The sequence below is a fragment of the Gordonia sp. SL306 genome (assembly GCF_026625785.1).
Classification (GTDB): Bacteria; Actinomycetota; Actinomycetes; order Mycobacteriales; family Mycobacteriaceae; genus Gordonia.
Genome location: NZ_CP113063.1, coordinates 3,470,398 through 3,484,289 on the forward strand (window position 1 = coordinate 3,470,398; position 13,892 = coordinate 3,484,289).

Annotated in this window: 14 protein-coding genes; 4 read left to right on the forward strand and 10 right to left on the reverse strand. The window is 66.3% G+C overall.

What is annotated here, in order from left to right:
- The first annotated feature begins 22 nt into the window (after positions 1–22).
- Together OVA31_RS15870 and OVA31_RS15875 are read left to right on the forward strand one after the other, a co-directional pair.
- Entirely contained in the window at positions 23–1,093 is a 1,071-nt protein-coding gene (locus OVA31_RS15870; RefSeq protein WP_267627573.1) for a dihydrodipicolinate reductase, read from the forward strand.
- A gap of 38 nt (positions 1,094–1,131) precedes the next feature.
- Positions 1,132–1,971 (forward strand): mycofactocin-coupled SDR family oxidoreductase, encoded by an 840-nt coding sequence (locus OVA31_RS15875; RefSeq protein WP_267627574.1) that lies wholly within the window; start codon positions 1,132–1,134, stop codon positions 1,969–1,971.
- 24 nt (positions 1,972–1,995) lie between these two features.
- On the opposite strand, the gene OVA31_RS15880 is transcribed toward OVA31_RS15875, so the two are convergent.
- The 10 genes from OVA31_RS15880 to OVA31_RS15925 form a co-directional block, all read right to left on the reverse strand.
- Complete coding sequence (locus OVA31_RS15880) at positions 1,996–2,613, reverse strand: TetR/AcrR family transcriptional regulator (RefSeq protein WP_267627575.1); 618 nt, start codon at positions 2,611–2,613, stop codon at positions 1,996–1,998.
- Position 2,614: 1 nt separating this feature from the next.
- Positions 2,615–3,421, reverse strand: a complete 807-nt coding sequence (locus OVA31_RS15885; protein WP_267627576.1) for an NAD(P)-dependent oxidoreductase — start codon at positions 3,419–3,421, stop codon at positions 2,615–2,617.
- Entirely contained in the window at positions 3,418–4,236 is an 819-nt protein-coding gene (locus tag OVA31_RS15890; protein ID WP_267627577.1) for an NAD(P)-dependent oxidoreductase, read from the reverse strand. Before OVA31_RS15890 ends, OVA31_RS15885 begins: the two co-directional genes overlap by 4 nt.
- Positions 4,237–4,263: 27 nt before the next feature.
- On the reverse strand, positions 4,264–5,172 hold the full coding sequence (locus tag OVA31_RS15895) for an alpha/beta hydrolase (RefSeq protein WP_324290115.1): 909 nt from the start codon (positions 5,170–5,172) through the stop codon (positions 4,264–4,266).
- On the reverse strand, positions 5,169–6,830 hold the full coding sequence (locus tag OVA31_RS15900; RefSeq protein WP_267627578.1) for a thiolase C-terminal domain-containing protein: 1,662 nt from the start codon (positions 6,828–6,830) through the stop codon (positions 5,169–5,171). The genes OVA31_RS15895 and OVA31_RS15900 overlap by 4 nt, the downstream gene beginning before the upstream one ends.
- Positions 6,831–6,835: 5 nt before the next feature.
- Positions 6,836–8,200, reverse strand: a complete 1,365-nt coding sequence (locus tag OVA31_RS15905; protein WP_267627579.1) for a cytochrome P450 — start codon at positions 8,198–8,200, stop codon at positions 6,836–6,838.
- A 27-nt stretch (positions 8,201–8,227) separates the two neighbouring features.
- On the reverse strand, positions 8,228–8,443 hold the full coding sequence (locus tag OVA31_RS15910; RefSeq protein ID WP_164307280.1) for a ferredoxin: 216 nt from the start codon (positions 8,441–8,443) through the stop codon (positions 8,228–8,230).
- Positions 8,444–8,501: 58 nt separating this feature from the next.
- Positions 8,502–9,362, reverse strand: a complete 861-nt coding sequence (locus OVA31_RS15915; RefSeq protein ID WP_267627580.1) for a mycofactocin-coupled SDR family oxidoreductase — start codon at positions 9,360–9,362, stop codon at positions 8,502–8,504.
- Between the two features lie 83 nt (positions 9,363–9,445).
- Positions 9,446–10,150 carry an SDR family NAD(P)-dependent oxidoreductase gene (locus OVA31_RS15920; protein ID WP_267627581.1) on the reverse strand — a complete coding sequence of 235 codons (705 nt, stop codon included), beginning with the start codon at positions 10,148–10,150 and terminating at the stop codon, positions 9,446–9,448.
- A complete protein-coding gene (locus tag OVA31_RS15925; protein WP_267627582.1) occupies positions 10,147–10,953 on the reverse strand; it encodes a TauD/TfdA dioxygenase family protein in 807 nt (268 codons plus the stop codon). Before OVA31_RS15925 ends, OVA31_RS15920 begins: the two co-directional genes overlap by 4 nt.
- Before the next feature lie 232 nt (positions 10,954–11,185).
- Here OVA31_RS15925 and OVA31_RS15930 point away from each other — a divergent pair, with 232 nt between their 5' ends.
- Positions 11,186–12,679 (forward strand): aldehyde dehydrogenase family protein, encoded by a 1,494-nt coding sequence (locus OVA31_RS15930; RefSeq protein ID WP_267631560.1) that lies wholly within the window; start codon positions 11,186–11,188, stop codon positions 12,677–12,679.
- Positions 12,676–13,881 (forward strand): CaiB/BaiF CoA transferase family protein, encoded by a 1,206-nt coding sequence (locus OVA31_RS15935; protein WP_267627583.1) that lies wholly within the window; start codon positions 12,676–12,678, stop codon positions 13,879–13,881. The genes OVA31_RS15930 and OVA31_RS15935 overlap by 4 nt, the downstream gene beginning before the upstream one ends.
- Positions 13,882–13,892 lie beyond the last annotated feature (11 nt).

Genomic DNA, 13,892 nt, shown 5'->3' on the forward strand with positions numbered 1-13,892 from the left:
CGGACACGAAGGAGCAGATCGCATGTCAGACAAGCCCGTCCACCGGGTGGTGCAGTGGACCACCGGCAACGTGGGCCGTAGTTCGGTCGCGGCCATCGCGGCGAATCCCACCTACGAGCTCGTCGGGTGTTACGCCTGGTCGCGAGACAAGGTCGGCAGGGATGTCGGTGAACTCGCCGGCGTCGGGCCCCTGGGTGTCGAGGCGACCGACGACGTCGCGGAACTCCTGCGGCTCAAACCCGATGTCGTGGTCTACAACCCGATGTGGATCAATGTCGACGAGCTGGTCCGGATCCTGGAGTCCGGCATCAATGTGGTGGCCACCGCGTCGTTCGTCACCGGGCACAATCAGGGCGAGGGGCGCGAGCGCATCGCCGAGGCGTGCCTGCGCGGCGGATCGAGCATGTTCGGGTCGGGTATCAGTCCGGGTTACGTGAACCAGTTGTCCATCGTCGCGGCCGGGATCTGCGATCGGGTCGACCGCATCACGGTCAACGAGGCCGCCGACACCACGTTCTACGACTCCCCGGAGACGGAGAAACCGGTCGGTTTCGGCCGGCCCATCGACGACCCGGAATTGCCGACCATGACCGCGCAGGGCACCGGAGTGTTCGGTGAGGCCGTGCGCATGGTCGCCGATGCACTCGGGATCGAGCTCGACGATGTGCGCTGCGACGCCGAATATGCGCAGACCACCGAGGATCTCGACCTCGGTTCCTGGACCATTCCGGCCGGATGTGTCGCCGGGGTTCATGCGAGTTGGAAGGGCATCGTCGGTGACCAGACGGTGGTGGAGATAAACGTGCGGTGGCGAAAAGGTCAGACGCTGCAACCCGATTGGAAGATCGAGCAGGACGGCTGGGTCATCGAGGTGGCCGGTCGGCCGACGGTGACGATGACGGTCGGATTCTTGCCACCGCCGGATTTCGAGGCGACCACGATGGAGGAGTTCATGGTGCTCGGGCACATCATGACGGCGACCCCGCCGTTGAACGCGATACCCGCTGTCGTCGCCGCACCCCCGGGGATCGTCACCTACAACGATCTCCCGTTGATCCTGCCGCGAGGAGTCGTCCGGCGCGACGGAACCTGAACAGACCGAAGGTAATTGATGACGAAAGGTTGGGAGACATGGGTGGACGCCTAGAGGGCAAGGTTGCCTTCATCAGTGGGGCAGCGCGAGGGCAGGGACGCAGTCATGCGGTCCGGTTGGCATCCGAAGGCGCGGATATCATCGCGGTCGACGTCTGCGGACCGGTCACCGCCGATTCCGCGATCGCCGCCGCCACCTCGGCAGATCTCGCCGAGACGGTGGAACTGGTCAAAGGCCAGAATCGTCGTATCGTCGCGGCCGAGGTCGATGTCCGTGACTACGAGGCGCTGAAGGCCGCGGTCGACAACGGAGTCGAACAGCTGGGCCGGCTCGACGTGGTGGTGGCCAATGCCGGAATCGGCAACGGCGGTGAGACGCTGGACAAGACCAGTGAGTCGGACTGGCAGGACATGATCGACGTGAACCTGGCCGGCGTCTGGAAGACCGTGAAAGCGTCTGTGCCACACCTGCTCGCGTCAGGAAGCGGCGGGTCTGTCGTGCTGACCAGCTCGGTCGGTGGTGCCAAGGCGTACCCGAACACCGGCCACTACATCGCGGCCAAGCACGGCGTGATCGGCCTGATGAAGAGCTTTGCCGTCGAACTGGGCGCCGAGTCGATCCGGGTCAACTCGGTCCTCCCCACGAATGTCAACACCCCGATGTTCATGAACGAGGGCACGATGAAACTGTTCCGGCCGGATCTGGAGAACCCGGGACCCGAGGACATGAAGATCGTCGCGCAGATGATGCACGTGCTGCCGATCGGTTGGGTCGAGCCCGAGGACATCAGCAACGCGGTGCTGTTCCTGGCGTCCGACGAATCCCGCTTCATCACTGGTGTCGCACTCCCGGTCGACGGTGGCAGCCTGCTCAAGTAGGAGCCTACGAGTCGCCTCGGCCTATCAGTCCGAGGCCGAGGCGATCTCGAACTGTCGCAGGCAACGCTCGATGAACTCCATGGTCTCCGCGTGTGCGGCGGTGATGCCGAGCGCCGCCTCACCGGTGACGGTTCGACCGATACCGCTGAGAATCGTCGCCAGGACCACCGGGGGATATTTCTGGACGTCGATGCCGCGGGCACGCAGCACCATGTCGAACGCGGCCGTCTCGATCTCACGTGCTTGGCGTGCGTAGGTCCTCAGTTCGGCGGCCACGGCCTCGCAGTGGATGGCCAGGGCCATGAACTCCGCGTTGAGCTGGGTCGTCCGGCTCTCGCTGTTGATCAGCCACAGAGCGCCGAGCGGGTCGTCGTCGGTGAGCGCTCGACGCCATCGCTCCAGGGCCGCATGGGCGTCACGCCGCAGAACGGCCAGGAACAGTGCGTCCATGCTCGGGAAGTGGTGCGCAACCACGGCCTGTGCCACACCAGAGGTGGCGGCGATCCTCTTGGGCGTCACGGCGGGATATCCGTCGGACTGCATCACCGCCAGAGTTGCGTCCATCAGCAGCTCTCGGATCGCAGGGCCGTCGTCCTCGTCGTCGGAACGGAAGAAGATCGAACTCACCGTGACCTCAGCCATCTCAGATCGAGCGCGCGGTTTCGGTCAGAAGGGCTTCGATCGGGCCGAGGTCGCCACCGAGTTCGGCAGTGACCGACCGGACGATCTCGAGGTCTTTGCCGACGAACTCGCCGACGGCATCGGCGAACGAGTCGACCGACCCGCGTCGCGCGATGCCGGCCAGAGCCCGGCTGTCGGCGCTGCCGTGGGGAAGTGCCGACAGGAGGGTCGACTCGTCGATGCCGAGTCGGGCGCCGAGGTCGACGCCGGCCCGGACCAGCCCGATCTGCGCGGCGAACACGGCGTTGTTGACGAGCTTGACGCGCTGCCCGTTGCCGAGCGCGCCGACGTGCAGGATCGGGTCGGCGTACGCGCCGAGGACCGGTCGCAGGTGATCGACGGTGTCGCTGTCGCCACCGACGAACAGGGTGAGCCCACCGGCCGCGATATTGTGCGGGCCACCGCTGACGGCGGCGTCGATCACCCGGATGTCGCGGCGCGCCATCAGCTCCGCGATCTCCTCGGCCGTGGTGGGGCTGCCGGTGGTGTGGATCACGATCGTGGACCCGGGCGACAGGCGAGAACCGAGGGGGCCGGAAAGGCACACCTCGCGCACCTGCTCATCGGTGAGCACGGTGATGAGTACGATGTCGGTGCTCGGCGTGGCGATGTCGGCGATGTCGGAGTGAGCGCGAACCCCTTTGGTGTGTAGCCGTTCACGTGTCTCGGCTGTGCGGCCGAAGGCGGTGACGGTGTGTCCGGCCTGCACGAGGCGATCGGCGATGGGCAGACCCATCCGCCCGACTCCGACGCACGCGACTTCGGTCATGACTCCGATCCCATCCGCTGCAAGGCCGCGTGGGCGGCGGCGAGTACCGCCTCGCCGTGGCTCCGCCGTTCCCCGGCAATGCCTTCGAGCAACCCGACATCCTTGCGGAGCAGTCCACCCGCGTGCATCGCGATCCGGTCGAGGGTGCCCCCGGCAGAAGCGACGCGTCCGAGAGCGAAGCTGTTGGCGGTGCCGTGGGTGATGACCTCGGCGAGGCGTGCGGTGTCCACGCCAAGGGAGTCCCCGAGCCCGATCGTGTCGACCGCGGTGGCGAGGTTGGCGGTGAAGAGCAGGTTGTTCAGCAGTTTGGTGGTCTGGCCGCTACCCAGATCCCCGAGGTGCACCACGGGATTCCCGTAGATCTCGAAGATCGGCAGGCACCGCGCCACGTCGTCGTCGGCGCCGCCCACCATGACCAGCAGATCGCCGGCCTCGGCGGCCCGCCCGCCGCCACTGACCGGTGCGTCGACGACGGTCACCCCGACGTCGCGGGCGGTGTCGGCGAGTCGCTGACATGTGTCGGGGTGAACCGTACTGTGCACCACGATGATCCCGCCATCGCTCATCCCGGACAGCACACCGTCGGGGCCCGTGGCGACATCCAGGACGTCCTGATCGGCGACCACGCAGAGACAGACGACGTCGCTCGCGGCGCCGACCTCGGCCGGGCTGCCGACGATCTTCGCACCGGTCTCGGCGTACGGGACCAGGGCCTCCGGTCGTCGCCCCCAAAGGGCCACCTCTTCACCGGCATCGATGATCCGGCGGGCCATCGGGCCACCTTGGCTGCCCAATCCGATGAATCCGATTCGCATGTCTCTCATCCCTTTCCGGGGTCGACGTCAGGAGAACGGTAGATCCGGGTGCATGCGTCCCACCACACAGCTCTCGACGAAGGAGAGGACGTGGAGATGGTAGGCGCGGGCCGCGTGGCCGAGGCTCAGATTGTGACCGCCGCCCGCCAGCTCGTCGACGACGACCCGAGGAGAACCGGTGAACAGCGCCGCGATGTCACGCAGGGCGTCGGGGTCCTTGCGCCAGATGCGCTCATGCGCGGCCGCGGTGAAATGGACCGGTATCGCCACCGCGGGTGCCAACGACGGGAAGTCCCGGCGCGGCCAGGAACGTATCACCGCTCCCTCGCCCGGGGGAGTGGGTGAGGCGAGGGCGGAACCCCCGGGCATCCCAGGCGGATAGAGAGCTGCGGGTTCCCACAAGAGCTTTCGCACTCCGGCCGGTGGTGCGTTGCGCTCGTGACCGCCGAGGATCTCCTGTGCCGCCGCCTGATACTCCAATCCGGTCCCGGACACCTCGAGCCCCAACAGTTCGGCGCCGCGGGCCTCGTCCGCGGCCAGGCGGACGGCGAGTTCGCAGCCGACCGAGTGCGCCCAGACGAAGATGCCTGCACCGGTCGGTAGGCCCTTCAGGTGTCCGGTGATCGCACCATAGGTGAGCTCCACCCGTCGCGCGGCATCCATCTCGGCGGCATGCGGTCTCGAGGTTCCGTGACCGGGTCGGTCGAGAGCGAGGACCGTGTAGCCCGCGGCGCTCGCGACGCGCAGCAGGGAAGCGGCCGGATGCCCGGGGCAGTCGAAGTACGCGGACTTGGTGGCACCGCCGTGGATCGCGACGATCACCGCCCGCGGGTCAGGCGCCTCGGCGAGCAACGCCGACATCGGCACGCCGTCGACGTCGACGACGCAGGATCGGACGATATCCGGGGAGTCGTCGAGCCATTGTTCGGCGGTCACGCCACACTCCGGAGCAACATCACGCCGCTCGGGGTGAGCCCACCGCTGCTGACAACGCTGACCCGTGCATCGGCCACCTGCCGATCACCGCCGTCCCCGCGCAACTGCACGACGGCCTCGTGGAGTAATCCCATGCCGTGCGTGCGGCCGTGGGAGAGCTGCCCGCCGTGCGTGTTGAGCGGGATCTGACCCTGGAGCGAGATGTTCTTCCCGCCGTCGAGGAATTCCTTGGATTCGCCGATCCCACAGAACCCGAGGCCCTCGATCCAGGACAGGCAGTTCACCGTGAATCCGTCGTAGAGTTCGGCGACGTCGACGTCTTCCGGGCGTAGCGAGGTGCGGGTCCAGAGATGTGCGGCCTGTCCGAGTACCTGTGGCTCGTGGGTCAAAGTGCTCTGGTCCCAATCCATCCGGTCGATGATCTGGGTGCCGACGGCCTCGACGAGGATCGGGGGGTGTGCCAGGTCGTTCGCGGCCTCGACGGCGGACACGATCACCGCGACGGCACCGTCGCACGGCACATCGCAGTCGTAGAGGCCGAACGGAGTGGTGATCGGACGGGCCCCGAGGTAGTCGTCCATCGTCATCGGATCGCGGTACACCGCGGTCGGATTGAGCCCGGCGTTGGCGCGCTGGTTGAGGGCGATCCAGCCGAGGGTCTCTTTGGTGGTCCCGTACCGATGGAAGTGGCGCTGCGCGTTCTGCGCCAGGGTGTGTGCGGCGGAGGTCGCCCCGAAGGGCACCATCCAACTCGATGTCCGCCCGGAAGGTTGGACGATCGTGCCGTTCTTCAGGAGCTCGCCGTAGGTGGATTCCCACACCGTGCGGTAACACAACACATGTCGCGCGAGGCCGCCGGCGACGGCCAGCATGGCCGCGATGACCGAACCTCCCGGACCGAAGGTCTCGATGCCGCCGTTGTGCCAGGTCGGCCGGATCCCGAGGGCCGCCTCCACCGGCGTGACGCCGCCTTCTCCGAAGCCGCCCACGTTGCCGCCACCGGGATAGGTGGCGATGCCGTCGATGTCGGCCATGGTGAGGCCCGCATCGGTGACCGCCGCCTGGCAGGCCTCGATCGTCAGAGACAGTGGCGGTCTCATCAGACGCCTGCCGATCTGAGACATCCCGACCCCGGTGAGCGCGACCTTGTCCTCGAACTTCTCGGTCGTCACCATCGGGCGGACATACCGGGCGAAGTCGGCGGGGTCGATCTCGTCGTCGGGCAACTCCGCGGGTTCGGACGGTTGATCGTCGACGGGTCGGAAGAGGGGGAGCCAGACGTCCTCGATGTTCAAGAAGTCGACCTCGACGGCCATCCCGAGAAAGACGTCCTCGGGATCGCAATCGATGATGTTGGTGGTCAGCCGGATTCGTGAGTCCTCGGCCAACGCGACCTGCGCGACAACGTAGGGCGGCGCGAGTCCGGGCAGCGCGAACCGTTGATTGACGGTGAAGCCGGCGACGATGCCGCGGCCGGACACCACACGTTCGCCGAGCTCGGTCCCATGGCAATAGCGGCACACCGGCTGCGGCGGATGGAGCAGTTCCCGGCAACCGGTGCACTCCTGGATGCGCAGTTGATCGTCGGCGCCGGACTTCCAGTAGAACTCGTTGGCCGGGGTCAGCTGGGGAAGGGGGCGTGTAGGGGTCTCGGGCACGCGCCCTACCCTTTCTGCTGCGCTCGGGACAGGGCGAGCGGTTCGGCGAGATTCTCGTCGTCCACCATCTTCTGCACCTCGACGAGGGTGTCCGCGAGGCTCGAATGGGTGCGAGGCCCGGGGGTGAACGTCGCGGGCAGGTGCCGCATGCCCTGGATCACGCCGATCGAGTCGTAGTGCACCGCGCCCTGTGGATCACACTGGTAGTCGGGCATCCGGTCGAGCACCGCGACCAGCATGCGCTTGAAGACGGTACGGGCGACGTTCGATCCGATGCAGCGATGGATCCCGAGGCCGAAACTGAAGTGGCGGTTGCCGGTGCGGTCGAGGTGGACCTGGTTCGGATCCTCGAAGAGCTCGGTGTCGCGGTTGGCCATCGCCCAGGACAGCCAGAGACGGTCGCCCTCGCGGAAATCGGTGCCGTCGGTGGCCTCGAAGTCCTCGGCGATGGTCCGTCCGTCGCCTGCCGCAGGGGTGAAGTAGCGGAGGAACTCCTCGGTGGCACCGTCGAGGAGTTCGTCGCGGTGGGCACTGAGACGTTCGCGTTCGTCGGGGTTCTCCGAGAGCCACTCCAGTGAATGCGCGGTCAGCGCGGTCGTGGTGTCGAAACCGCCGCCGATCACGAGACTCAGAATCCCCAGCAACTCCATGTCGTCGGGAGCGCCGCCGTCGATACTCGCGTTGGCCACCGCGTTGATCAGTCCCGGGCGCGGATTCTCCCTGATCTCGAAAAGGTTGGTGATCAGGTCGATCCCGAGTTGCCGGTGTAGCTCCGCGACTCGAGGCGCGTCGGGGGAGTCCGGCGGCGTGTACACCGCGGCATGTACCGGTTCGTTGTAGATCGTCCACTTCTCGACCGGGATGCCGAGCATCGCGAGGGTGAGCACCGCCGGCACGACATTCGCCAGCTCATCGACGAAATCGATGTGACCGGTCTCGATCTTCTCGTCGATGCATGCGTGGATCACCTTGTCGATGAACGGGACCCACCGCTTCACCGCAGCGGGTGCCAGGTACGGATTAAGGATGGAGCGGAAGAACTTGTGTTCGGGTTCGTCCATCTCCAGGATGCCACCCCGGACGCCCGACGCGCGGTCGGCCGTCGGGATACTGATGCCCTTGTAACCACGCCGCTCGTTGCGCACGTCGTGGTCGTTGGACACATACGGGCACCGCGCGAGCTCGAAGACGGCCTCGCTGCTGGCCGCGACCCAGTGGCCTCCGTAGGTGTCGCTCCACGCCACGGGGCACTTCTCGTGCATCTCCTGCGTGGTCTGGAGGAACTTCTCCCGGTATTCGGTCGAATGGCGGTCGAAGGGATAACGATTCCGCTTTCGTGCGTCGTCATCGGCGACGCTGTCAAGACTCATCGTGTCGTCTCCTGTCGTCGTGTCGGGTCACTCGGTGCCCGAGGAGATACGCTCGGACACCGATATCGCTTGTTCCGGACAGGATCGCGAGGCCTCGCGGACCTTGTCCTCGAATCCGTCCGGTACGTCCTCGGAGACCGGCGAGGCGTGGCCGTCGATATCGCTGAGCTCGAAGATCTCCGGAGCGATCATGGCGCAGAGGGTGTGTCCCTGGCAGCGGTCGCCGTCGATGTGAACCTTCACGATCGTCCTCCTATCGGTGGATGAAAGATGTTGCTGGGCTGTGGGTCGTGCGAAAAGGTCAGATCTTGAAGTCGTACCACTTGAGGTAGCCGCCTGCGTCGACGCGCATCTGCATACCGGTGACGTAGCGCGCTTCCTCGGAGGCGAGGTAGAGCACGGTGTTGCTGATGTCGGAGGGTTCGATCCAGGGTGTCTTCATCGCCTGCTGCACATAGAACGCAGGCGTTGCGTCCTCACGGGTGGGGTTCTCCAGATCGGGCCGGAAGGACCGGTACATCGGCTCGCTCTGCAGCATGTCGGTGTTGCAGTTGGTGGGATGGATGACGTTCGCGCGGATACCCTGGGGTGCGAGGTGCGTGGCGAGCTCGTGGATGTACTGGGAGAGAGCTCGTTTCGAGAAGACGTAGGCGACGCCGCCCAGATCCTTGCCGGGGACGTCGGTCTTGCTGATGTCCATCAGCGCCGCGATCGATCCGGTGGCGATGATCGATGCGCCTTCGCGGAGGTGGGGGAGCGCGACCTGCACCGCGTTCATGGTGCCGATCAGGTTGGTGTCCACCACGTCGCACCACGCCTGGGTGGCCGGTTCGCCCTTCATCCCGGCCACGCCTGCCTGCGCCACGACGATGTCGAGCTTGCCGAGTTCGTTGATGCCGCGTTCGAGCGCGCTGCGCAGTTGTGCGGCCTCGCGGACGTCGGCCTGGACTGCGACGACCCGTCGACCCTCCTTCTCGACGAGACGTGCGGTCTCCTCGAGGTCTTCCGGTGTGGCCATCGGATATCCGATGGTGTCGATGTCCTTGCAGAGGTCGACGGCGATGATGTCGGCGCCCTCTTCGGCCAGCCGCACCGCATGACTGCGGCCCTGCCCACGCGCGGCTCCGGTGATGAAGGCAACCTTGTCCTGAACGCGTCCCATGTCGAATCTCCTTCTGTGGTGCCACGTTCTACGCGATCCGCGGCGGTCTGTGGTCGGCTCCGGTCGACTCCGGAGCCGGGTGATCAGGTGTTCCGTCCCCCATTGACGCCGAGGATCTGTCCGGTGATGTAGCTCGCTTCCTCTGAGATGAGGAAGGCGCAGGCCGCGGCGATGTCCTCGGGGCGGCCCACCCGCCGGACCGGCGTCCGCTCGATGTGATCGTCGACGGTTCCGCCGAGTCGTTTGAGGCCCTCCGCATTACGCAGCATCGGTGTGTCGATGAACCCGGGCGGCACCGCGTTGACGGTGATGCCCTGCGGGCCGAGTTCGAGGGCCAGCGCCTTGGTCAGCCCGTTCACGGCGGACTTCGCCGCGACATAGTGCGTCATGTAGGGCTGGCCCGAATGGGCACTCGACGACGAGATGTTGACGATGCGGCCCCAGCCGGCGTCGGCCATGTCCGGCAGGACTGCCTGGGTGCAGTGGAAGACGCCGTTCAGGTTGACGTCGATGACCTTCTGCCACTCCGCGAAGTCCAGCTTCGCGAACCGCTTGAATCCGTCGACGCCCGCGGCATTGACCAGAATGGTGATCGGGCCGAGGGTTTCGCGGATCTTGGACATGGCGGCATCGACCTGGGACCGATCGGCGACGTCGGCGGCCTCCGCCGACGGCTCATCGCTGGGTCGCAGGTCGATGGTGGCGACGTGATAGCCCTGGCTGCGAAGGCGTTCGGCGACCGCCAGTCCGATGCCGGAGCCGCCGCCGGTGACGACAGCGTTCTTCACGACCACGCCTCGTCTCCGGCGATGGTCGTGCGGTGCATGGTCCGTTCCGAGGACGGGTCATACGGCAGCGCACGGTGCAGCATCCCGGTGTTGTCCCAGATCACCACGTCGTCCTTCTCCCAATCGTGGACGTAGGAGAAGCGCTCCTGGGTCGACCAGGCAAGCAGTTCGTCGAGCAGTTCACGGCTCTCCTCGGGGCGCATCCCGACGATGTGGTCGGCGGTCGCACCGATGACGAGTGACCGGCGACCGTCGCGGCGCTGCCACACGAGCGCACTCTCGTGCGAGGGCAGAGTGCGCCAGGCCGCGAGCTGCTCGTCGGTCGGATCGGGGTGCACCAGCCGCTGCGAGGCCTCGAAGGTGTGCACGACGCGCAGCCCGTCGTAACGCTTGCGGTCCTGCTCGGGGAGGTTTTCGTAGGCGGCATAGGTGCTCGCGAACTCCGTCCCGCCGCCGACCATGGCGACGTGACGTGCGGTCAGCATGGTCGCCTTGGCGGGCACGTCGTTGGTGGTGTCGTCGATGTGCCAGTGGAACGTGCCCTTGAGGTACTCGGCCGACCGGGACTTCGCCGGGTCGAGCGACACCACGAACACCTCTTTGCCGGAGGGCGCGAGCACCGGACCGAGCTGTTTGCTGAATGCAACCTGCGCCTCGTCGTCGAGGTGCAGGCCCCGGATGAGCAGGACACCACGCCATTTCAAGGCTTCCAGGCAACGACCGATCACCGCTGGATCGCGGAGGTCGTCGATTCCGGACACTTGCACACCCATCGCGGGGGTGAGGGCTGAGGTCTCGATCACAAGAATCTCCCTTCCATGAGTGAGAACGGTACTCTCGAAAATCAGCAATCGGCAAGTGTTCGAGTGGTTTGACCGGTGCTGAATGCCGCCCTGGGGTGTCGGCGTCGATGGAGCGTTCGGTCACCTCGCGACCTTGCGTCCTCGATGATTCTATGCGAATGTGACGTTAGTCATATACGAGAATGACATTTTCAACAAGGGAGTGGGAGGGCGTGTGGTGGCCCAGGACACGATGACGACCGGCGGCTCGAGCGCGGTCGATGCGAGTCAGGTTTCCGGCAGTATCCAGAAGCGACTGCTGATCGACGGACAGCTCGTCACGTCGACGACGACCTTCGAGACGATCAACCCCGCAACCGGGGAAGTGCTGGGCTCGGCGCCGGATGCAGGCGTGGACGAGGCGACAGCGGCGATCGCCGCGGCTCGTAACGCCTTCGAGAAGTCCGGGTGGGCGACCGACGTCACGCTCCGCGCGCGGTGCCTCGATCAGTTGCACAAGGCACTGCTCGACCATGCCGAGGAACTGCGTGATCTGACGATCGCCGAGGTCGGCGCCACCAAGATGCTCACGAAGGGCAATCAGCTCGACGCGCCGATCGAGATCGTCCGCTACTACGCCGATCTCCTCGAGAACCATTCCTTCACCGAGGATCTCGGGGAGATCGAGATCCGGGGTCAGCAGCACCGTCGATGGACCGAACGTGAACCCGCGGGCGTGGTGGCCGCCATCATCGCCTACAACTACCCGAACCAGTTGGCCCTGGCGAAGCTCGCGCCGTCGTTGGCGGCCGGATGCACCGTGGTGCTGAAGGGCGCTCCGGATACGCCGCTGGTGACCCTGGCGCTGGGCGAGATCATCGCCGAACACACCGACATTCCGGCAGGCGTCGTCAACATCATCACGTCGTCGAAGGTCGAGGTGGGACAGACGATGGTCGCCCATCCCGACGTGGACGTCGTCACGTTCACCGGGTCCACACCGGTGGGCAAGCAGATCATGGCCGATGCAGCGGGCTCACTGAAGCGCGTATTCCTCGAACTGGGCGGCAAATCGGCGCTCATCGTCCTCGACGACGCCGATCTGATGAAGGCCGCACAGTTCGCGGCGTTCACGATCTGCAGTCATGCGGGCCAGGGTTGCGCGTTGACCACCCGGTTGATCGTCCCGCGCGACAAGCACGATCAGCTCGCGGAGATGGTCGGGGCGATGCTCGACCATGTGACCGTTGGGGACCCGACCGATGACAAGACCTACATGGGCCCGTTGATCAGCGAGCGACAGCGCGACAAGGTCGACGGCCTGGTCCAGCGTGCGGTCGAGGCCGGCGCCCGGCTGGTACGCGGTGGACAGCGCATCGATCCCGGATTCTTCTATGCGCCGACGCTGCTCGCCGGAGTCGACCCCGACAGCGAGATCGCGCAGGAGGAGGTCTTCGGACCGGTGCTGGCGATGATCCCGCACGACGGCGACGAGCATGCCATCGAGATCGCCAACAACTCGCGGTACGGGTTGTCGGGCGGTGTCCTCACCACCGATTCGGCTCGAGGTGCCGCGGTCGGGCGCGCTATCCGTACGGGCACGTTCAGCATCAACGGCGGCAACTACTTCTCCGCCGACGTCCCGTTCGGCGGGTACAAGGAATCCGGCATCGGCCGGGAGATGGGCGTCGCAGGTCTGCATGAGTTCACCGAGATCAAGGCGTTCGCCGAGGCGGTGGAAGCGTGAGGCCGCTGGAGGGTTTCACCATCCTCGAGGTCGCGATGTACGGGTTCGTGCCGTCGGCCGGCGCGGTTCTGCGTGAGTGGGGGGCCGAGGTCATCAAGGTCGAGCACGCGGTGACCGGTGACCCGCAACGCGGGCTCCGCCAGACGGGCACGTTCCGCGTCGAGGGCGACCCCAATCCCAATGTCGAGCATGCCAATCGGGGCAAGCGCAGCATCGGGATCGACATGTCACGTCCGGAGGGACGCGAGGTGCTCTACGAGTTGGTGCGCAAGGCAGACGTCTTCCTCACCAGCTTCCTGCCCGGTCCGCGCACGCGGTTCGGGATCGACGTCGACGACATCCGCGCGGTGAACCCGTCGATCGTCTATGCGCGGGGCAGTGCGCTCGGCCCGAGGGGTGCCGAGTCCGACAAGGGCGGTTACGACATGACCGCCTTCTGGTCGCGCGGTGGCATCGCGGCGACCCTGACGCCGCCTGACACCGAGGGCCTCATCAGCCCGCCGGGTCCGGCGTTCGGCGACACGATCTCGGGGACCAATCTCGCCGGTGGCATCGCGGCCGCGCTGCTCAAGCGGGAACGGACCGGAGAGCCGTCGGTGGTCGACGTGTCCCTGCTCGGCAGCGGACTGTGGTCGATGGGCCACACCGTGGCGCTCTCGCTGCATCTCGACAAGCCGATGGAGGCTCCGGCGCAGGGTGGCCATGGGTCGCCCACCAATCCGCTGTCGGGACTCTACAAGACGGCGGACAACCGCTACATCTCGTTCGTCATGCTGCAGGCCGCGAAGTTCTGGCCCGACGTGTGCAAGCACGTCGAGCATCCGGAGCTCGCCGAGGATCCGCGGTTCACGAGCGCAGAACTGTTGGCGGAGAACACGTCTGAGGCAGTGGCGATCCTGCGGGAGATCATCGCCGAGCGCACTCTCGCGGACTGGACGGAACGATTCGCGACCCTCGCGGGCCCATGGGCCCCGGTGCAGGATTCGCGGCAGGTCGGTGACGACCCGCAGATCCGCGCCAACGACTACATCGTGAACGCGGGTGACCTCGAACTGGTGGGCAATCCCGTCCAGTTCGACGTCGAGCCATCGTCGGTCACCGCTGCGCCAGGGTTCGCCGAGGACACCGACGACATCCTGCAGGAACTCGGGATGGACTGGGACCGCATCATCGAATTGAAGACCGCGGGCGCGGTCACCTGACGGGAGCAGAC

Bases quoted from the DNA above. Each gene is read 5' to 3' on its own strand.
- OVA31_RS15870 (WP_267627573.1), top strand. From the start codon at position 23: ATGTCAGACAAGCCCGTCCACCGGGTGGTGCAGTGGACCACCGGCAAC.
- OVA31_RS15875 (WP_267627574.1), top strand. From the start codon at position 1,132: ATGGGTGGACGCCTAGAGGGCAAGGTTGCCTTCATCAGTGGGGCAGCG.
- OVA31_RS15880 (WP_267627575.1), bottom strand. From the start codon at position 2,613: ATGGCTGAGGTCACGGTGAGTTCGATCTTCTTCCGTTCCGACGACGAG.
- OVA31_RS15885 (WP_267627576.1), bottom strand. From the start codon at position 3,421: ATGACCGAAGTCGCGTGCGTCGGAGTCGGGCGGATGGGTCTGCCCATC.
- OVA31_RS15890 (WP_267627577.1), bottom strand. From the start codon at position 4,236: ATGCGAATCGGATTCATCGGATTGGGCAGCCAAGGTGGCCCGATGGCC.
- OVA31_RS15905 (WP_267627579.1), bottom strand. From the start codon at position 8,200: ATGAGTCTTGACAGCGTCGCCGATGACGACGCACGAAAGCGGAATCGT.
- OVA31_RS15915 (WP_267627580.1), bottom strand. From the start codon at position 9,362: ATGGGACGCGTTCAGGACAAGGTTGCCTTCATCACCGGAGCCGCGCGT.
- OVA31_RS15930 (WP_267631560.1), top strand. From the start codon at position 11,186: ATGACGACCGGCGGCTCGAGCGCGGTCGATGCGAGTCAGGTTTCCGGC.